The 19,476-nt window shown below is 39.9% G+C and carries 21 protein-coding genes; 9 read left to right on the top strand and 12 right to left on the bottom strand.

What is annotated here, in order from left to right; all coding sequences use genetic code 11:
* The first annotated feature begins 26 nt into the window (after positions 1-26).
* The 6 genes from DTW91_RS06965 to DTW91_RS06940 all read left to right on the top strand — a co-directional run bounded on the left by DTW91_RS06965 (position 27) and on the right by DTW91_RS06940 (position 6,170).
* Complete coding sequence (locus DTW91_RS06965) at positions 27-503, top strand: DinB family protein (protein WP_125202669.1); 477 nt, start codon at positions 27-29, stop codon at positions 501-503.
* A gap of 216 nt (positions 504-719) precedes the next feature.
* Complete coding sequence (locus tag DTW91_RS06960) at positions 720-1,154, top strand: hypothetical protein (protein ID WP_125202668.1); 435 nt, start codon at positions 720-722, stop codon at positions 1,152-1,154.
* Positions 1,155-1,349: 195 nt separating this feature from the next.
* Positions 1,350-2,096 carry a 23S rRNA (guanosine(2251)-2'-O)-methyltransferase RlmB gene (gene rlmB, locus DTW91_RS06955; protein WP_125202667.1) on the top strand — a complete coding sequence of 249 codons (747 nt, stop codon included), beginning with the start codon at positions 1,350-1,352 and terminating at the stop codon, positions 2,094-2,096.
* A gap of 47 nt (positions 2,097-2,143) precedes the next feature.
* A complete protein-coding gene (locus tag DTW91_RS06950) occupies positions 2,144-3,184 on the top strand; it encodes a DUF6263 family protein (protein ID WP_125202666.1) in 1,041 nt (346 codons plus the stop codon).
* 25 nt (positions 3,185-3,209) lie between these two features.
* Positions 3,210-3,437, top strand: coding sequence for a hypothetical protein (locus DTW91_RS06945; RefSeq protein WP_125202665.1), 228 nt, complete (start codon positions 3,210-3,212; stop codon positions 3,435-3,437).
* A 180-nt stretch (positions 3,438-3,617) separates the two neighbouring features.
* Positions 3,618-6,170 carry a YfhO family protein gene (locus DTW91_RS06940; RefSeq protein WP_125202664.1) on the top strand — a complete coding sequence of 851 codons (2,553 nt, stop codon included), beginning with the start codon at positions 3,618-3,620 and terminating at the stop codon, positions 6,168-6,170.
* 78 nt (positions 6,171-6,248) lie between these two features.
* Here the strand turns inward: DTW91_RS06940 and DTW91_RS06935 are convergent, their stop codons facing one another.
* Positions 6,249-6,668, bottom strand: a complete 420-nt coding sequence (locus DTW91_RS06935; RefSeq protein WP_125202663.1) for a nucleoside-diphosphate kinase — start codon at positions 6,666-6,668, stop codon at positions 6,249-6,251.
* A gap of 306 nt (positions 6,669-6,974) precedes the next feature.
* Here DTW91_RS06935 and rplS point away from each other — a divergent pair, with 306 nt between their 5' ends.
* The gene (gene rplS, locus DTW91_RS06930) at positions 6,975-7,334 is read left to right on the top strand and encodes a 50S ribosomal protein L19 (protein WP_125202662.1); all 360 of its coding nucleotides are present in this window, start codon (positions 6,975-6,977) and stop codon (positions 7,332-7,334) included.
* Positions 7,335-7,548: 214 nt separating this feature from the next.
* Here rplS and DTW91_RS06925 read toward each other — a convergent pair whose 3' ends face one another.
* The 6 genes from DTW91_RS06925 to lpdA all read right to left on the bottom strand — a co-directional run bounded on the left by DTW91_RS06925 (position 7,549) and on the right by lpdA (position 12,781).
* Entirely contained in the window at positions 7,549-8,334 is a 786-nt protein-coding gene (locus DTW91_RS06925; RefSeq protein ID WP_125202661.1) for a zinc ribbon domain-containing protein, read from the bottom strand.
* Between the two features lie 2 nt (positions 8,335-8,336).
* Positions 8,337-9,434, bottom strand: a complete 1,098-nt coding sequence (locus DTW91_RS06920; protein ID WP_125202660.1) for a Nif3-like dinuclear metal center hexameric protein — start codon at positions 9,432-9,434, stop codon at positions 8,337-8,339.
* A gap of 15 nt (positions 9,435-9,449) precedes the next feature.
* The gene (locus tag DTW91_RS06915; protein ID WP_125202659.1) at positions 9,450-9,902 is read right to left on the bottom strand and encodes an RES family NAD+ phosphorylase; all 453 of its coding nucleotides are present in this window, start codon (positions 9,900-9,902) and stop codon (positions 9,450-9,452) included.
* Positions 9,903-9,908: 6 nt separating this feature from the next.
* Entirely contained in the window at positions 9,909-10,364 is a 456-nt protein-coding gene (locus tag DTW91_RS06910; RefSeq protein WP_125202658.1) for an antitoxin Xre-like helix-turn-helix domain-containing protein, read from the bottom strand.
* Between the two features lie 148 nt (positions 10,365-10,512).
* Complete coding sequence (locus DTW91_RS06905; RefSeq protein WP_125202657.1) at positions 10,513-11,322, bottom strand: patatin-like phospholipase family protein; 810 nt, start codon at positions 11,320-11,322, stop codon at positions 10,513-10,515.
* 67 nt (positions 11,323-11,389) lie between these two features.
* Positions 11,390-12,781, bottom strand: coding sequence for a dihydrolipoyl dehydrogenase (lpdA, locus tag DTW91_RS06900; RefSeq protein ID WP_125202656.1), 1,392 nt, complete (start codon positions 12,779-12,781; stop codon positions 11,390-11,392).
* A gap of 191 nt (positions 12,782-12,972) precedes the next feature.
* On the opposite strand from lpdA, the gene DTW91_RS06895 reads away from it, so the two are divergent.
* Positions 12,973-13,227: a hypothetical protein gene (locus tag DTW91_RS06895; RefSeq protein WP_125202655.1), complete on the top strand. Its 255-nt coding sequence runs from the start codon at positions 12,973-12,975 to the stop codon at positions 13,225-13,227.
* 8 nt (positions 13,228-13,235) lie between these two features.
* Here DTW91_RS06895 and DTW91_RS06890 read toward each other — a convergent pair whose 3' ends face one another.
* The 3 genes from DTW91_RS06890 to rdgB all read right to left on the bottom strand — a co-directional run bounded on the left by DTW91_RS06890 (position 13,236) and on the right by rdgB (position 17,410).
* Complete coding sequence (locus DTW91_RS06890) at positions 13,236-15,668, bottom strand: thiamine pyrophosphate-dependent enzyme (protein ID WP_125202654.1); 2,433 nt, start codon at positions 15,666-15,668, stop codon at positions 13,236-13,238.
* Between the two features lie 184 nt (positions 15,669-15,852).
* On the bottom strand, positions 15,853-16,770 hold the full coding sequence (locus DTW91_RS06885; protein WP_125202653.1) for a ribonuclease Z: 918 nt from the start codon (positions 16,768-16,770) through the stop codon (positions 15,853-15,855).
* A 55-nt stretch (positions 16,771-16,825) separates the two neighbouring features.
* Positions 16,826-17,410: an RdgB/HAM1 family non-canonical purine NTP pyrophosphatase gene (gene rdgB / locus DTW91_RS06880; protein WP_125202652.1), complete on the bottom strand. Its 585-nt coding sequence runs from the start codon at positions 17,408-17,410 to the stop codon at positions 16,826-16,828.
* 53 nt (positions 17,411-17,463) lie between these two features.
* Here rdgB and DTW91_RS12955 point away from each other — a divergent pair, with 53 nt between their 5' ends.
* Positions 17,464-17,598, top strand: a complete 135-nt coding sequence (locus DTW91_RS12955; RefSeq protein WP_262696667.1) for a hypothetical protein — start codon at positions 17,464-17,466, stop codon at positions 17,596-17,598.
* A gap of 2 nt (positions 17,599-17,600) precedes the next feature.
* Here the strand turns inward: DTW91_RS12955 and DTW91_RS06875 are convergent, their stop codons facing one another.
* Complete coding sequence (locus tag DTW91_RS06875; RefSeq protein WP_125202651.1) at positions 17,601-18,416, bottom strand: CPBP family intramembrane glutamic endopeptidase; 816 nt, start codon at positions 18,414-18,416, stop codon at positions 17,601-17,603.
* Entirely contained in the window at positions 18,416-19,468 is a 1,053-nt protein-coding gene (locus DTW91_RS06870) for an ABC transporter substrate-binding protein (protein WP_125202650.1), read from the bottom strand. The genes DTW91_RS06875 and DTW91_RS06870 overlap by 1 nt, the downstream gene beginning before the upstream one ends.
* Positions 19,469-19,476 lie beyond the last annotated feature (8 nt).

The following is a 19,476-nucleotide window of genomic DNA, read 5'->3' as shown; positions in this document are numbered from 1 at the left end:
GTAATTGGTATCAAACTTTCTAAAAAATGAATTATCATTTTGCCAACCACAGACAAGTAAGAAAAAATCTGTTGAATATCCTCAAAACCACCTCGGAAAAAGACCTCCTTGCCATTCCGGACGGTTTCAACAACAATATCTATTGGAACATTGCCCATTGCGTGGCGCAGCAGCAATTGCTTTGCTATTACCTGAGCGGAAATCATTTCCGGATCGATAAATACTGGGTGGAAACTTATAAAAAAGGAACCTTTGCCAACGTGGATGTGGATCAATCCGAAATGGAGGATTTGGCCTTCCTGCTTATCGAAACTTCAAAAATATTGATGAAAGATTATGATGATGATTTTTTCTCGGATTACACGCCATACTCTACAAGTTTTGGAGTTGATTTGAAAAATATTCAGGATGCGATCATCTTCAATAATATGCACGAGAGCATCCATTACGGCTACATTCTTGCGCAGAAGCGGGCTTTGATTGCGGAAGGTTTAAGTTTGTAATCGTCATATAATATAAACCTTCAAGGTTTTAGAAACCTTGAAGGTTTGAAAAATTTAAACACATTTTTCTTTGTAATCATTAAACCTTGAAGGTTTGAAAAATTTAAAAAACAGCAAATGTATCTCCGATCTCTTTTTCACATTTTTCGTTGTAATCATCACAATAAACCTTCAAGGTTTCTAAAACCTTGAAGGTTTGAAAAATTTAAACAGCAAATGTATCTCCGATCTCTTTTCCCTATTTTTCTGTTACTTATTTTATCATTTTCAAAATCGGAGAATGAACGGTTTCAATATTATAAACCCATCAGCAAAACCCAAGAAATAGAAGTTCTTTATTTGACTTGGGAAGATACGAATCTTCCAAACTTCGTAAAGGTTTCTGATTATAAAAAATTTGGCGACAAGGCAGAACTGATTGAGTATTGTTTCTATGTAGATTCCAAAGATCCTGAGAAAAGAAAGTTCAAAATCCCTGTGACGACGGATAAACTAATCAAGAAAATACCGTTAAAAATCAAAGGAAAATTCTACAAAACCAAACAATTTGACGACACCTTTCCCACGCCACTTTTCGAAGATCTCAGAAAAACCGGCTACCTAAAATTCAAACCAAAAAATGACGAGTTTTTGGTATTTGTGCTGGATTAAATCCTTAAAATCACAAAAGTTTTACTTATTTCTTTAAGACTTAAAGTTGTTAAAAGTATTGCCGCATTTTTTGCTTTTTTTCAATGTTTAACATCAGTTTCTTTTGTGCCTTTTGTGGTTCAACATAGAACTTTACAATTTTGTTGAGCTAAAATTAATCTCAAAAGACTACTTTTGCAAAACAAAATCTCATCGATGAATCCAGAGAAAAAAGACGATTTTATATTCGGATTAAGACCAGTGATGGAAGCCATAGAAGCCGGCAAAACCGTTGATAAAATATTTTTGCAAAACGCATTAACCGGCGAGATTTATTTAGAATTGAAACAACTTTTGGCGAAGTACAATCTCCGTCCCAATTACGTTCCTTTAGAAAAACTCAACCGTTTCACGCGCAAAAACCACCAAGGCGTGGTTGCCTTCATTTCCGACGTTCCGTTCCATAAAATCGAGGATGTTTTGCCACAGCTTTTTGAGGAAGGAAAAACACCTTTGCTATTAATTCTTGATAGATTAACCGATGTTCGAAACTTTGGAGCGATCTGCAGAACGGCAGAATGCGTGGGCGTGGATGCGGTTTTGATCCCCGAAAAAGGCGGCGCACCCATCAATTCTGATGCGATTAAAACTTCGGCAGGCGCGATTTATAATATTAAAATTTGCAAAGAAAAAAATCTGGCACATTCGGTAGATTTTCTCCAGCAAAGTGGTTTGAAAGTCTTCGCCGCCACCGAAAAGGCTCAAAAATTGATATACGATGTGGATTTCACAGAACCGTGCGCCATCGTGATGGGAAATGAGGAAACTGGGATTTCGAAAGAAGTGCTTCATCATTCCGACGAAAAAATGAAACTGCCAATAACTGGTAAAACCCAATCCTTGAACGTCTCTGTAGCCTGCGGCGCCATTCTTTATGAAGCTGTGAGACAGAAGTTAAATTAACAAACATGAATCGAGAACAAGAGAAAAGATTCTATAAATCAAATTAAATGAAAAAATTAACGGCGTTTGCGCTTATTGCCCTGACTTTGATCGCCTGTAAAAAGGAGACGAAAACCATTACCAAAGTAGATCCAAAAACAGGAAAAACAGAAACTGTAACCGTAGAAGTTTCTCCGGAAGAATCAGCAAAACCGAAAGCCATCGCAGACAGCAGCGGCGTGTACAAGCAGAAATTCATTTTGGAAAAAGGTGCAACTTATCCTTTGGTGTCCTATCAAAGAGAAATCCAATCTCTGACAGCGCCCGACGGAAAAACAATGTCTGCAACAAATGAAACGACGGACGAAATGTCTGTCACAGTGAATGATTTCAAAGACAATATCTACGATCTCACCTTGAATATGACCGGAAAAAGAATGTCCAGTTCTGCAAACGGAAAAACAATGGTCATCGATACCAAACAAGCCGCTCCAAAGGACGAGGCACTCAAAATGGATTATCTGGTGAGCAAGGGCTTGGCCGGCAACAAACTGAACGTGAAAATGGATACTTATGGAAACATTCTGTCGGTTACGGGTTTTGATAGCATTTACAATAACCTGAAAAAAGCCATTTCGGGAACTGTAAAAGACAAGAAACAGCAAGATGCTTTTATAGAAAGTTTCAAAACTAGTTTCAATGAAAATATGATGAAAGAACAATTGGGCAAAAACCTGAAACTTCTACCTGCAAAAGGGGCAAAAATAGGCGAAAAATGGACGGATTCTGAGGACATCATTCCCGGGAAATTGAAACAAAATCTAACTTTCACGTTGCTAAAAGTCGAAGACGGAAAAGCAGAAATCGGCTTGACGGGCGTAATTCCTTCGAAATCTGACAAGCAGACGCAAAACGGAATGACCCACACGATGAGCGTTGGAGGAACAGAAAGCGGAAAAATTATTATTGACGAAAATACAGGCTGGCTTCTGAACCAAAACCTGAACATCAAAACTACTCAGAAAGAAAGCGTGACCGACGGAAAACAGACGCAAACGATGAGCAAAAACTCGACGACGTCTATCATCATCAATCCGGCCTATAAATAAAAGCATTCAACAAAACCCAAAGAAAATGAAGTACATTTTCGAACTCATCATCACAACCATCATTATATTCTTCGTCTGGAATATTTTGAAAAGGCTGTTTTTCAATGCGTTTTATAAAAACTTTCCTACTTTGAATCCGAAAAATCAACAGCAAAACGAGCAGCAAGATTCGAAAAAAATGACTACCCAAAAAGTAAATTGGGATGCCGAAACAGTTGATTATGAGGAAGTAAAAGACGAAGAAAAAAATTAGTTGACATCTTTTTCAAAATAAGGACAAAACCTTTCAGATTATTGAGTCTGAAAGGTTTTTTAATATTAAATTTGGAATTTAAAATTTGAAAGCGAATTTGTAATTAATATTAATCAATTTCAATCCTTAAAACATTGATTTTAAATCTAATATCTAAAGTCTAATATCTATCCTCTGTTTATGTTCAAAAACAATAAAAATCTGATATTCATTCTCGCAAGTTTGGTCGTTTTCGTCCTATTGGCCGTGGTTTATGCCAATCCTGTGATCTCGGGAAAGCGCCTGATGCAGCACGACATTGTTTATTATAAAGGCGGCGCCGAAGAACTCTTGCAATACCGCGCCACCACCGGAAAAGAAACCTACTGGAGCGACGCGATGTTCGGCGGAATGCCAACTTACCAAACCGGCGCACAGTTCCGTGGCGATGTCATCAAAAAAATAGACGATTTGTTTTTGTTCCTGCCAAAACCGGCGAATTATCTATTCCTTTTATTTGCCGGATTTTTCTTTTTAGGAATGGTGGCGGTTAGAAACTGGAAGTACGCTTTGCTCGGGGCTACATTCTTTGGATTGTCCACCTATTTTTACATTATTATCGCCGCCGGACACAACAGCAAAGTGCATACGATTGCTTATTTTGCACCCCTTTTAGCCGGCATTTTGCTGGTCTATTTTCGGAAAAAATACATTCTCGGATTCATCACTACTACCCTGTTTATGGGACTTCAAATCAGTGCGAACCATCCGCAAATGACTTATTATCTGTTCATCGGGTTAGGATTTCTGTTCCTTTCTGAATTGATAAGAGCCATCCAAGGAAAAATCGAATGGAAGCATTTCCTGATCTCCACGGGAATCGTTGCAGTCGCCGGCATCATTGGCGTCGGAATGAACTCGCAAAGAATAATGGCCAATGCCGAATACGTGAAAGAAACCGTACGCGGAAAGCAAATCCTGAATAGCGGTTCTCCAACATCCGAAAAATCTGGAATGGACAAAGAAAGCATCACGATGTGGAGCTACGGAAAGTTGGAAACACTTAACTTATTCATTCCCAGATTGATGGGCGGCGGAAGCCAAGAAGAAGGTTCCGACAAAATGATGGAACATATTCAGGAGCTGGCTCAGGAGAATATCAAATCTCAGCAAGAATACGATATGTTTCTGAAAGGCTTCGGAAGTCCGACGTATTGGGGCGATCAGCCGAGCACTTCAGGGCCGGCTTACCAAGGTGCCGTGGTTTGCTTTTTGGCGATTTTGGGATTTTTCTTTGCAGCAAAACGGTACCGATATTGGATTTTGGGCGCTTCAATTTTGACCATTTTCTTAGCTTGGGGTAGCAATTTCTCGTTGTTGACAGATTTTTTTATCGATTATGTTCCGTTCTACAACAAATTCCGCGCACCATCCTCCATTTTGGTGGTTGTGGAACTTCTGTTTCCCTTAATTGCAATTCTTGGACTTTATAAATTCTTCGCCGATGATTCTTCGAATCCGCTCAGAATGACAGACGAATACAAAAAGAAAATTCTGCTATACGTTTCGGGAATCGTGCTCGGGATCACTTTAGTTTTGGCTCTTTTTGGCAAAGGAATTTTAGGTTTCTATACGGCGAATGAGAAAACCTATCTTCCGCCTTATCTGCTGGATTATTTGATAGATGAAAGATGGAAAATGTTCCAAGCCGACGCCTTCAAAGCGGTTGCTTACGTCGCGATTACAGCCGGCGCTTTGTTTTTAGGATTAAAGAAAAAACTAAGTACCAACATCGTTCTATTAATTATCGGATTCGTTAGTTTGTTTGATCTTTGGACGGTTGACAGGCGGTATCTCAACGATGATAACTTCGTCGATAAAACCTTTGCCGATTATCCATTTCAAACCGAAAATTCGGAATATCTGATGAGCAAAGCCGGCGACAATGCTTTTGTTCAAAGCCTTTTGCAACAGACCGAGGTGAATAAAGCCCTGCAAACCATCGCCGACAAAGACAAAGACCATTACAGGATTTTCAATAATATTTTGCCGACTTTCAGCGAGACGAACACCTCTTACTTCAAATCTTCGATTGGCGGATATCACGCGGTTAAACTACGACGGTACGATGACTTGATCAACAAATATTTCTCGACAACAGACCAAATAAAAACCGTCCGAATCCTGAATATGCTGAATACCAAATATTTCTTGGTGGGCGACCAGCAAAGACCCGAAATCGTACCAAATCCTGAAGCCAATGGCAATGCGTGGTTTGTTTCTGACATCCAATTCGTGGACAATCCCAATGAGGAACTGAACGATATCGGAAATCTCGACACCAAAAAAATTGCGGTGATTTCTAAAGATGACAAAGCTTACTTCAAGGGAAAAAACCTGGCAAAAGATTCAACCGCGTTTCTGACTTTAAAATCGTACCAGCCCAACGAATTATCTTTCGAATCAATCTCCAAAACGCCTCAGTTAGCCGTCTTTTCCGAAATTTACTATCCCTACGGATGGGCTGTTTATTTGGATGGCAACAAAGTAGATTACATCAAAGCGAATTACCTTTTGAGAGCGCTTTACGTGCCGGCCGGAAAACATAAGATTGAAATGAAATTTGAACCTGCGGTAATCGAAACCGGAAAATTGTTTTCTTTGATCAGTTTCGGATTGTTTGTTTTATTGAGTTTGGCCGGTGTTTATTTACTGTTTAAAGTTTCCCGCAAATCCGGCTTTTCGGAATCTTAATTAAATTAAAATTGCAATAAAGCGACAAATAAAAAGTTGGTTTTTCTAAGAAAGACAGCCCGTTTTTATCGGAAGACGTTAGAAAATCTCTCGTCCGGAAAAATGGAAGCGGGCCTCGATCAGCGCATTCTCATCCGAATCAGAACCGTGGATTGCATTTTCGCCGATGCTTCTGGCAAACAGTTTCCGAATGGTGCCTTCTGCGGCTTCCGAAGGATTGGTTGCTCCAATAATTGTTCTGAACTCTTCCACGGCATTATCTTTCTCCAAGACCGCTGCCACCAAAGGCCCTGAAGACATAAACTCTACCAATTCTCTGTAAAAAGGTCTTTCCGAATGGATTTCATAGAATTTTTCGGCATCGGCAACGGTAAGCTGCGTCAATTTTAAAGCTTTGATTTTAAACCCAGCTTCACTGATTTTTTCGAGAATTGCACCAACGTGTCCGTCTTCGACAGCATCGGGCTTGATCATGGTAAAGGTGATTTTTCCTGACATTATTTTTAAATTTTTTTTAAGAAGTGCAAATTTACAATTTTTGTTTAACTTTCCGGGCAGACCGTTACTAAAAATAAAAAAATAGATTGGTGAAAGTAACATTAAATCAAATAGCTTTTTTATCGATTTTTTATCGATTTTTTTAATCCAATTTTCTTTGCTTATTTCATTTTGGATGAAAAAATAAATTTAATATGTTGAATTGTATTGCGGTTAGGAAAATTATTTTTATTTTTGCAACCTGTTAATCAACCTCTGACGAAGGCCGTGAACGTTGCTTAGCGCAAAAACAATTTTTTTATAACAATGGATTTAGTAAAATACGTACAAGACAAGTACATTACGAAAAAAGAATTTCCGGAATTCAAAGCAGGTGACACCATCACTGTGTATTACGAAATCAAAGAAGGTGCAAAAACCAGAACTCAGTTCTTCAAAGGTACCGTAATCCAATTGAGAGGAACGGGTCTTACAAAGACATTTACCATCAGGAAAATGAGTGGCGACGTGGGTGTAGAACGCGTTTTCCCTATGAACATGCCTGCACTTCAAAAAATCGAAGTGAACAGACAAGGAAAAGTCCGAAGAGCAAGAATCTACTACTTTAGAGATCTAAGAGGTAAAAAAGCGAGAATCAAAGACAAATCTTACGGTGGTAAAAAGTAATCGGTAATAGCTGTCGAGCTTTTTCGATCCATCAAATTTGTGCTTTGCGAAAGTAAAGAAACATAATTCATCAAAAAACAAAGGAGCATAACCACACGGTTTTAGCTCCTTTTTATCTGAGTCCGACAAGAAAGACTTCACGAGAAAGACACCAAAACGCACAAAAAAAGTGCCTGTACAGCACTATTTTCAAAACATTTTCCGATTCTTTCAGTTAACTGAATTTGATGACATTGGCCATCTTTGCAGTTTCTTCGTTCACCAACTCATCATCCACCAAAATCTTGCCCGAATGTTCATCAATAATGATTTTCTTTCTCTGGGCGATCTCCATCTGCTTTTGAGGCGGGATGGTGAAGAAAGATCCTTTGGGCGCGCCTCTTTCCAAACCTACAACCGCAAGGCCGGTAGCTGATCCTTGACGGATTCTTTGATAAGAAGCCAGCAATCGAGTATCGATTTTTGCCGCATACTCTTTGGATTTTTCCAGCAGATAATCTTCTTCTTTTTGGGTTTCGGAAACCAAGTTTTCCAACTCGTTTTTCTTGTGAACCAAATGATTTTTCAGCTCATCGATTTTTTCGGTAAGATCTGCCAAAGCCTCTTTTTTGTGATCAATTTTACTACCGAATTCTTTGATTCTTTTCTCCGCCAATTGAATTTCCAATTCCTGATATTCAACTTCCTTTGCCAGAGCTTCGAATTCTTTGTTATTTCGGACGTTATCTTGCTGCGTTTTATATTTGTCGATCAGAGTTTGAGCCTGCTTTATCAAGTCTTTTTTGCTTGTGATTTCTGCATATTGCTCGGCAATCTCAGCTTCGAATTTTTGGGCTCTTTTTTCAAGACCTTCAATTTCTATCTCCAGATCCTCCACTTCGATTGGCAATTCGCCTCTGGTGTTGCGGATCTCGTCCAAACGGGAATCGATGATCTGCAAATCGTAAAGTGCTCTTAGTTTTTCTTCAACAGAAATTTCGTTTACTTTTTTATCAGCCATATCTATATAAAATAATTAACAGGATTTGTTTTCTCAGTCGTTTTTGCGATGGCAAATATAGGGAATTTTTCGGACAAAATTTCAAATAATTGTTGGCTTACAAACTGTTCCGATTCAAAATGACCGATATCACAGACGAGCATCCGGTCTTCAGCCGAGAAAAAATCGTGATACTTCACATCTCCCGTTAGGTAAGCATCACATTGACAAGCCAGTGCCGCCTTGATACCGCCGGCACCACTACCGCCCAAAACGCCTACTCTTTTTATTTTCCTGTCGACTAAAGCATTGTGCCTGATGACTTTAAGATTAAATTGTTCTTTTACAAATCTTAAAAAATCTGCTTCGCCCATCTCAGTTTCCAGATCGCCAAATCTTCCCAAGCCCGTGTAATGATTTTCATTTTCAAGAGAAATCAATTGATACGCCACTTCCTCGTAAGGATGATTTTGCTTCATCGCCAAGAGAATTTCATTTTTTCTAAAATCTTCGAAAATCACAGAAACCAAAACTTCATCCGCATTTTCTCTTTCATTTTGGCTTCCCAATGTCGGATGCGAGCCTTTCAAAGGACGGAAAGTTCCCTTCCCCGAAACGGAAAAACTGCACTCGTCGTAGAAACCGATGCTTCCTGCTCCCGCTTGGAACAAAGCCTCTTTTAAATCGTCGGCAGACTCCGCGGGAACATAAACTTCCAGTTTCTTTAATTGATTTTGATTTGGCATCAAGATTTTATGATTTTTCAACCCCAGAACTTCACAGATTTTATAATTAACACCAAAATAAGCATTATCAAAAGCCGTGTGAATGGCATAAATTGCAATTCTGTTTTCCAAAGCTTTCAGAACAGCTTTCTCAACATAATTCTGACCCGTAATTGATTTTAAACCAGAAAAAATAATAGGATGAAAACAGACAATGAGGTTAAAATTATTTTTAATAGCTTCGTCCACAACCGGTTCCAAAGCATCGTGAGCTACCAAAATTCCCGAGACTTCCCTTTCCGGATTACCGCATAATAATCCGACATTATCAAAATCCTCGGCCTGCTTTGCAGGAATAATTTTTTCAAATTGCCTTATAAATTCTTTGATTTTCATTGGAACTAAATGTTTTTATCTGATGAACAATCGGTCATCAAAAGTGAATTTTTCAACTTTTTTAATTTTAACGTCTTTAAAATTGATATATCGAGGATTTATAATGAAATTGAACTCGCCCTGAACCGCCGCCGAGGGAACCCTCATCACGAGGAACTGCTTTTCCTTTAGAAATTTGTCCCCTAATTTCTGCGTAGCGTGGACGTGAGGAAATGTGCTCCAATCTTTTGGGAATCTCTTTGGCACAAAGAATTCTACCGCAGGAATCTCAATATGCACCAATCGATAATCTTTCGGAATAATACCAAGAGGAATATGAACCGCAATCTCGGTAACACAAAGCGCAATAGATTGCCCGGTGTACAAAGCTGCATTCCCTTTGCTGTTCCATCTTCCGCCGGCAATCTCCGCTCCTCTGCCGGAAAGATCGTTGGCAAAAACTTCCTTAGAAAGCCGGTAAACGATCATTAGCAACTACGCCAAAATGCCGTGCTCTATCCTTGTGAGCTCGTCCATCAGAAGAGAGATTCCGAAGTTGCTACCTAAAAGATCTTGAGGCTTGATCTTTCCAAGTGCGAGATTTTCGGTTTGCAGCCAAGTCAAAAAAGAATCAGCGGTGCCAAAAACCTCCTCGCCTCTCTTGTATAGCATCTCTATCTGGAGGATCTTTTCGGACTGCAAGGTGTCAAAGGTCTTTTCCTCCTTTTGATATCGGGACAAAGTCTTCCCGGAAATATGTAGAAAGCCAGCCCATTCCTGAAAACTGAAAGGGAATTTTCTTACAAGATTGTTGAAAAATTTGTAAGAAATACCTTCTTCCGCAATATCCATCATACGGAAAATGCCGACATCATCTAAATCTTGATAACCGTAAACTGCGACGGGCTCTGCTACGGTTTCGCTTTTGTCTTCTGTTTTATATTTTTTCATTTCTGTTTTCTTCTTTATCACATCCACAAATATACGACTTTTGTCTATATAAAAAAGACTTTTGTCGTTTTATTTTGAAAAGTAGGTTTTAATTTGGATAGGATTTCCAATTTTTGTCAAAAAAAAGGAGGTGACAATCATTTAAGAATCAAGCACGATCGGTTTTCAAAAATAGTGTGCTAAATTCTTCTCTATTTTCTTCAAAAGTACGCTTGGCTTCTTCATAACCAATCAAAAAAATCTCCTCCATACGTTCGGGCTTTTTCTCAAAAGTTCCGTATTTCGACAATTTTTTTGAACTAATAAACCAATCGCAGTACGCAAATTTGTGAATCTCTGTCCGGTGAGACAGTAATTCGTAAGCGCGGGCTGTCACAGCGCGGATACTTTTCAAATCATTCTCCTGCACATCCTGCGGCGGTGTTACATAGACCCCAATCATTTTTTCGCATTCGTTATGGATGATATCTGCAGGAAAATTATTAAGAACACCCCCATCGCTATAAATTTCATTTCCAATACGATATGGCGTGGAAATACCGGGGATGCACGAAGAAGCAATAATGGCATCCACTACTTTATAATGTTTTTCAAAAACTTTCTGTTGCCCGCTGATAAGCTCAGTAGCCACAATTCTGACATCTTTTTCCAAATCGCCCAAAGTTGCATCTTCGAAAATCGGCTTTAGGTATTTTAAAAAAAGAACCGATGAAACAAATCCGGGTTGATTAAAAGTAAAATGCTTCCAGTTGAAGAAATAAATAGATTGGAAAAAATCCAAAATCTCCTCCGGCGTTTTCCCGAACGCATAAAGAGAGCCCACGATAGAACCTGCGCTGCAACAGGACAGAATATCCGGCTTAATATTTTGTTCATCCAGAAATTTCAGCACGCCTGCATGAGCCAATCCGCGCGTGCCGCCTCCAGACAAAACCAATCCTATCTTCGAATTTTCCATTAAGTAAAATTAAAAAAAACACGGATAATTCTGTGGTTTTGATGCATAATATTTTTATTGGTCCTAATTAAATATGAATCACTTCGCCATAAGCAGCCGCAGCAGCTTCCATAATAGTTTCCGACAAAGTTGGGTGCGGGTGGATAGATTTAATAATATCGTGACCGGTGGTTTCCAATCTTCTCGCAACCACGGCTTCAGCAATCATATCGGTAACGCCGTCACCAACCATATGGCAACCAAGCCATTCGCCGTACTTAGCGTCAAAAATAACTTTGATGAAACCGTCAACATCGCCGTTTGCTGTAGCTTTTCCGGAGGCTGAGAAAGGGAATTTACCAACTTTGATTTCATATCCTTTTTCTTTAGCTTGTTTTTCTGTCAAACCAACAGAAGCGATTTCCGGATGACAGTACGTACACCCCGGAATATTTCCATAATTGATAGGTTCTACGTGCAAGCCTTTGATTTTCTCGACACAAGTGATTCCTTCTGCAGAAGCAACATGCGCCAAAGCCTGAGTTGGGATGATATCGCCAATTGCATAATATCCTGGAACAGAAGTTTCGTACCATTCGTTCACTAAAACCTTACCCTTTTCAGTTTTGATCCCAACCTCTTCCAGCCCGATTCCTTCGATATTCGCAGTAATGCCAACGGCAGAAAGCAAGATGTCAGCTTCCAAAGTAATGTTTCCCGTAGCCGTTTTCACGCTTGCTTTCACGCCGTTTCCTGAAGTATCCACAGATTCTACAGTAGCGTTGGTCATTATTTCAATCCCGGATTTTTTCAGAGATTTCTCTACGTGTTTGGAAACTTCTTCATCCTCCAAAGGAACGATGTTGGGCAAGAATTCTACAACGGTCACTTTGGTTCCCATTGCGTTATAAAAATCAGCAAACTCAATTCCGATAGCGCCGGAACCTACGACAATCATAGATTTTGGCTGTTCGGGAAGAGACAATGCCTGTCTGTATCCGATTACTTTTTTGCCATCTTGAGGAAGATTTGGCAATTCTCTGGATCGCGCGCCGGTTGCGATGATGATGTTGGTTCCGGAATATTCAGCTGATTTTCCTTCAGCATCTACAACGGTCACTTTTTTATCCGCTTTCACAGTAGCGGTTCCCATAATGACATCGATTTTGTTTTTCTTCATCAAGAAAGAAATGCCACCGCTCATTTTTGCAGCCACGCCTCTGCTTCTTTGGATTACTTTGGTGAAGTCAAATCCCGGGTTTTCAATTTTATTAAGACCATAATCTTCAGCGTGCTTCAGGTAATTAAAAACATGTGCAGATTTCAACAAGGCTTTGGTCGGGATACAACCCCAGTTGAGGCAGATTCCGCCGAGATTTTCCTTCTCGACGATGGCAGTTTTGAAACCCAGTTGAGCCGCTCTGATGGCAGTCACATATCCGCCGGGGCCGCTTCCTATAACAATAATATCGTAGTTCATTGTGAGTAAAAATTTTAGGCGAATTTACGGAAAATTATTGGAAGCATCGACGCAAAAGCTGTTAAATGATTCCGGCGCTCATCGGTTTTTAGACTTAGAATATTTTTTATTAAAAGTGATAGTAGAAAATTTAATCATTTATTAATCACTACAAAAGCTTTTAAGTAATAAATTTGTTAAAAGTTATTCTCATGAAATATACATTAATAAAGAGGAATAAGAGTTGCCGTGCCGATTCTCATTCTCATTTTATTAGTTGGATGAGAAAGATGGATCTGCAATCTTGGAAAGATAATCAGGAATTTATGGAAGGCTATGCCTACCGGAAAAAAACCTTTGAAAACATAGAATTGCGCTACGACAACGAAAACAACTTCGTAGAAGATCTCCAAAAAAATAAACTTCTGATAATCGAGGATTCCAAAGGTTTTTTAGGAGTTTTCTAAATTAATTTTCAATAAATAGCGGGATATTTCTGTGGATTGACCTCTGTAAACATAGCATAGATTTTCTCGACCATATCGTCCAGCGAAGGCTTGCTAAAATAATCGCCATCACTACCGTATGCAGGCCGGTGATTTTTTGCGGAAATGGTCAACGGCGCCGAATCCAAATATCTGAAAGCATTTTGTTTCTCTAAAATCTGCTGAAGAATGAAAGCCGAAGCGCCACCCTCCACATCTTCATCAATCACTGCCAATCGGTTTGTCTTCTTCACACTATTTACAATTTCTTGAGATAAATCGAATGGAATTAAGGACTGAACATCAATCACTTCCGCCGAAATACCCAGTTGTTGGAGTTCGTGGGCGGCTTCCGACACGATTCTCCACGTAGAGCCGTAAGTGACCAACGTAACATCATTTCCTTCTTTGGTAACTTCGATTTTTCCCACCGGAATTGTAAATTCGCCCAAATTATCAGGCTGTTTTTCTTTGAGTCTGTATCCGTTGAGACATTCCACAATCAGAGCCGGCTCGTCGCTTTGGAGCATCGTGTTGTAAAATCCTGCAGCGATGGTCAGATTTCTTGGCACCAGAATATTGATGCCTTTCGAAAGGTTGAGAATGCCGGCCATCGGCGATCCGGAGTGCCAAACGCCTTCCAGCCTGTGTCCACGTGTTCTGATGATCAGCGGCGCTTTTTGTCCGCCTTTCGTGCGGTATTGCAAAGTCGCAAGATCATCGCTCATTCCTTGCAAACAGTACAAAATATAATCTAAATATTGGATCTCAGCAATCGGTCTCAAACCGCGCATCGCCATTCCAATGGCTTGCCCGAGGATCGTGGCTTCGCGGATTCCCGTGTCGGCAATTCTTACATCGCCGTATTTTTCCTGAAGTCCTTCTAATCCTTGATTTACGTCGCCAATATTTCCGGAATCCTCGCCAAAAACCAAGGCCTCTGGATATTTTTCAAAAATTTTATCAAAGTTATTTCGTAGCACCACGCGACCATCAACTTCTTCCGAAGCATCCGAAAAGACGGGTTTGATTTCTTTCACATTTGTGGCTTTCCACTGAGATTCCGAATATAAATGAGAAGAATAGTGATCTTTTTCGATTTTTAAAATCTCCTGATATTTTGATTCTAAAGCATCTCTCTCCAATGATTTTTGACCCCTTGTTAGCAAAAGCGTCTGTCTTACCAAATGGAAAATATCGCGCTTACTTTTAGAAACGATTTTATTATAGTTTTCAATTAAATGAGCAACTTCAACATTTTGCTTTTTAAGTGATTCTACGAAAGGTAAAATTTCATTTTGTAAATCTAAAATGGTTTTTTGATATGCTTCCCAAGCTTTTTTCTGACCTTCTTTCACCAGTTTTTTAGCTTCGGAATCAATGCTTTCCAGCTCTTCCCGAGTGGATAAATACTCTTCGTGACCATCGATTTCGATACTGTAATTCAAAATCCACTCCTTGAATTTTGCCAATCCATCGAACTCGGATTCCCATTTTAAGCGCTCTTCCGATTTGTAGCGTTCGTGCGATCCGGATGTTGAATGTCCTTGAGGCTGAGTGACTTCCGTCACGTGAATCACAACGGGAACACTTTCGTTTCTGGCAAAATGTTCCGCTTTGGCATAGGCTTCCAACAGAGCAGGATAATCCCAGCCTTTGACTTTGATTACTTCACATCCCTGCTTCTCAGTGGCTTTTCTTTGGAAACCTTCAAGCATTTCGGAAAGATCCGCTTTCGCTCTTTGGTTTTGAGTGGGAACCGAAATCCCGTAACCATCATCCCAAATCGAAATAATCATTGGCACTTGCAAAGCACAAGCGGCGTTCAAAGTTTCCCAAAAATGACCTTCGGCTGTGGAAGCATCGCCAATCGTTCCGAAAGCAACTTCATTTCCATCTTTTGAGAATTTCTCCGAACCGTCGAATTTTATTGATTTATAAACCTTGGAAGCCTGCGCCAATCCTAATAATCTGGGCATTTGTCCTGCAGTTGGCGATATATCGGATGAAATATTTTTCTGTTCAGTTAAATTTTTCCAGCTTCCGTCTGCGTTCAAACTTCTTGTGGAATAATGACCATTCATTTGACGACCTGCGGAGGCCGGCTCCCTTTCCACGCTGGTATCGGCGTACAATTGCGCAAAGAAACTTTCTACAGAAACGGCATCAACAGCCAATGCAAAAGTCTGGTCGCGATAATAACCGGACCGGAAATCTCCGTTTCTAAAAACCTTAGCCATTGCCAACTGCGGCAACTCTTTTCCATCACCAAATATTCCGAATTTTCCTTTACCGGTAAGCACTTCCCGCCTGCCTAAGTAAGACATTTCTCGGGATATTCTCCCTAACCGATAATCTTGTAAAATGCTTTTTTTAAAGTCCTGAAAGGAGATTTGTTCGGTTTCTATATAGCTGTTTTGCATAATTTTGACTTTTGACAAATATAAAATTTTCTTCTATACTTTTTATTGATTTCATATTCAGTAAAAATAAGAAAATTCTTACAAAAACGAAAAGTTTCGCCAAAAATATTTTGATAGAACTAGGAAATTTTTGACTTTAATATTGAAATAAAAATTCTCTTTTGCCAATCTTTTAAGTTTGAATCTATCCAATTTTCAGGCTTTCCAGCGCTTTGGGCAAAAAAGTATTGGGAAAGATTTGTCTCGCTTCGTCTGTCATCACGCTTAGATCACTGTAGCGGTTGGAAAAATGTCCTAAAATCAATTTTCCCACTTGTGCTTTTTTCGCAATGGTGGCGGCTTCCAAGGCTGTAGAATGTCCCGTATAGTCTGCCATTTGTTTCAGGTTATGCAGGAAAGTAGACTCGTGGTAGAGCACATCGGCCTTTTCGATAATCGGCACGATGTCTTCTTTATATTTGGTATCGCTGCAAAATGCGTAGGATACAGAAGGCCGCGGATCTGTCGTCAACAAAGCATTATCGATGATGCTTCCTTCTTTGGAAACAAAATCTTTTCCCAAACGTAGATTCTGAAAATCACAGATTTCGATTTCTTTGTATTTCGAAATTTCTTTCATATTCAGATGGCGTTCCTTTGGCTTTTCTTTGAAGAGGTAACCGTTGCAATAGATCCTGTGATCCAGAGGAATAGTATAGACTTCCACTCTTTTGTCTTCATAGATTTTCACCGATTCTTTTCCTTCCAACTCGTGATAAATCAGATCAAAGCCGCGGTAAGTTTCTGTGATTTCGAAGATGGTGTCCAACATTTTTTTGATGCCTTTGGGGCCGTAGATATTCAAGGGCATTTTTCTTCCCAAAAGTCGGAAAGAGGATACCAAGCCGGGCAAACCGAAACAGTGATCCCCGTGCAAGTGGGAGATAAAGATGTGATTGATTTTAGAAAATCTTACTTTTGCTTTGCGCATCTGCACCTGCGTTCCTTCGCCGCAATCGATGAGGAAATGCCGTTCTTCCATTTCCAAAAACTGAGAAGTTGGCGAGGAATTAATGGTCGGAATGGCCGAATTGAATCCTAAAATAGTGAGATATGTACTCAATTTTCGTTGTTCTATTGAAAATTAAAGGGTAAAGATAACAAAAACATAAGAAAAACTACAATGCACCCCGCCGCGAATAGAGGAATTCGACAAATTTCTTCAAAGCTGCACTCCGATGGCTGATTTTGTTTTTTTCCTCGGGCAGCATCTGAGCAAAGGTCAAATTGTACTCATCGGGAATGAAAATCGGGTCGTAGCCGAAGCCGCCGTCTCCGAAAACCTCGCTCGTGATATTGCCGTAAACACGGCCTTCAAAGTAATGTTCTCCGTCTTGATCTTTGAAACACAGCACGGTGATGAAATAGGCCCGCCGGTTGGGCTCGTCTTTCAACTCTTCCAAAACTTTCTCAATATTCTTCTTGAAATTGTGATTGCCTGCATACCGCGCCGAGAGGATGCCCGGCCGTCCGCCTAAAGCCTCGACGACCAATCCGCTATCGTCGCCCACACTTGGTTTTCCGGTTTTCTCAAAGCAGTATTCCGCTTTGATCCGTGCGTTTTCCTGAAAGGTTTTGCCATTTTCTTGGATTTCATCATTGAGGTTGTAATCGGACAGACTGGTAACGATATATTCCGATCCAAGGATTTGCTGGATTTCTTCTTTTTTATGGAGGTTATGTGTGGCGATTAGAATTTCCATTTTTTAGAAATTAGATTTTAGAAGTTAGATATTAAAGTTTTTTGAATGTTTCAATGATGACAAAAATTGATTTGGTGACAAATGTTGAACCTTGCGAAGCGCAACCCGGCTTGAGCGGAAATCCTTTTTTGTGGCTGGAAAAGCCTTGGCAAAAAGATTGGGAGCGGAAGACGGATAAGTTGCCATAATTTTAATCTTTATAAATGATATTCTTGCGGACGGCGAAAAAGTAAAACGGAATCGCAAATATAACGACGCCGGAAACCAAAATAATTTCTTTCTTCATTTGAAAAAATTCGGAAAAAGTTTCGGAATCTGTGTACATCGTCATCAAAGCCGAAACCAAATTATTGAAGGCGTGCAGCAATATCGGCATCAGCAGCGATTTCGTTTTGAAGTACACCAAACCTAATACCAAACCGAGCAAAAATGCGCCCACAAATTGCCAAGGATTGAAATGTACGACTCCGAAAATCAAAGCCGATACGATGATTGCGGTCGTGGATTTGACTTTATTATTGATCATTCCTTGCATCAGAATGCCTCGGAACAGAGTTTCTTCCAAGACTGGCGCTAAAAGGACAGTCATCAAAATCAGCGAAACAGGGCTTGATGAAAGTTTTAAAAATTCGGCTTGGTACAATTGATAGAGCGGCCCTAATAATTGTCCCGTGGTTGGAATCAATTGTGTGGTGTAATCGGCGACCAACATTATCCCTAACATCATTGGAAATATCAAAAGATACACTCTGAATGGTTTGGTAGAAAAGTCGAAAGTAAGTTTTTTACCATCGTTTTTGACTGTCAGAAGATAGAAAAATAAAATCGGTGTCAGCATCGTCATCACATAGGAAAACACGCTGAACCAGCCAGTCTGCTGAAGATCTTGACCGAACAAGGCCGACAGTCCCAGCCCAAAAGCATAGGCGAAAGATGCGCCGACGAACAGTCCTGCGACCAAGATGATTGCACCGAAAAAATCCATTTTGTAGTTCTGATTGTCCATTATTTGAGTTCTTTTAAATAAACCAAAGGTTGCGAGCGGAAAGTTACATCTTCCGGATGAAAAATCTTGAAATAATCTCTCAAAACCAAGTCTGCACGCACCACGCCACTTTCGAAATAATCATTGGCTCCGTCTTTTTCACGATTGTTGATCATATAGATTTTGCCGGACTGGAAAACCTTCATTTTGGCATAATTGGGATTCATTGTCAGCAGTTCAATTTTGCTCCTGTGCGGATTGATATTGATCCAATATTTTGCATTTTTAGCTTTGACAAAAACTTCCTCAAAGCTCAGAGGAACAGACGTCGCGTCTTTGTTGTCCTTCAAGATGTACGAGCCGCCTGCATCATTTATTAATTGGGACACAAAGGATTTTCCGCCCGGCAAAAACCATTGGCTGCCGTACATTTCATTGCAGAGCACCAACGGTTTGGAAACAGTTTTTTCAGCTAATTGCTGAATCGTTTTGTATTGGTTTTCAATATTTTGATAGGCCGCTTCTGCTTCTTTTTCTTTGCCAAACAATTTGCCGAAAAGCAGCAGATATTTAGATTTTTCCAAAGGATTCTGCTCCAAATATTCATCGAGGAAAATCACTTCGATGCCATTGTTTTTCAATATTTCGTAGGTGTTGGCGAAGTTGGGGACGTAATTGGTAAAGATCACGTCGGGCTTGCCGGCCAGTATTTTTTCGAGGTTATATTTTTGCTCATTTCCGATATTCAGGATTTTGTTTTGATTGATTAATTGATGGATTTTTTCGGAGAAAATATACTCGGGGCTCGAAACTCCGGCTATTTTATTTTCCAAATGCAGTTCCGAAAAAAATCCGATCAAGCTGGAATTGAGGAGCATTGCCCTACGGAAAGGCAACTTGCTGTTTGGAATCACGTTTTGGAATTTCCCTGAGTTTAAAATCAAATGTTGTGCATCTTGAGAATAATTCACTCGCGCCGAGATGATTACGCGCTGATTTGCCGGCGGCTTGATTTCCTTTTGGCAGGCAACCGCCAAAATAAGGAGAAGGAGGCTTAAAAAATTAGTTTTCATCTTCCAAA

Source organism: Chryseobacterium sp. SC28, assembly GCF_003932955.1.
Classification (GTDB): Bacteria; Bacteroidota; Bacteroidia; order Flavobacteriales; family Weeksellaceae; genus Epilithonimonas.
Note: the sequence above shows the minus strand (reverse complement) of the source record. Positions and strands in the feature narration are given on the sequence as shown.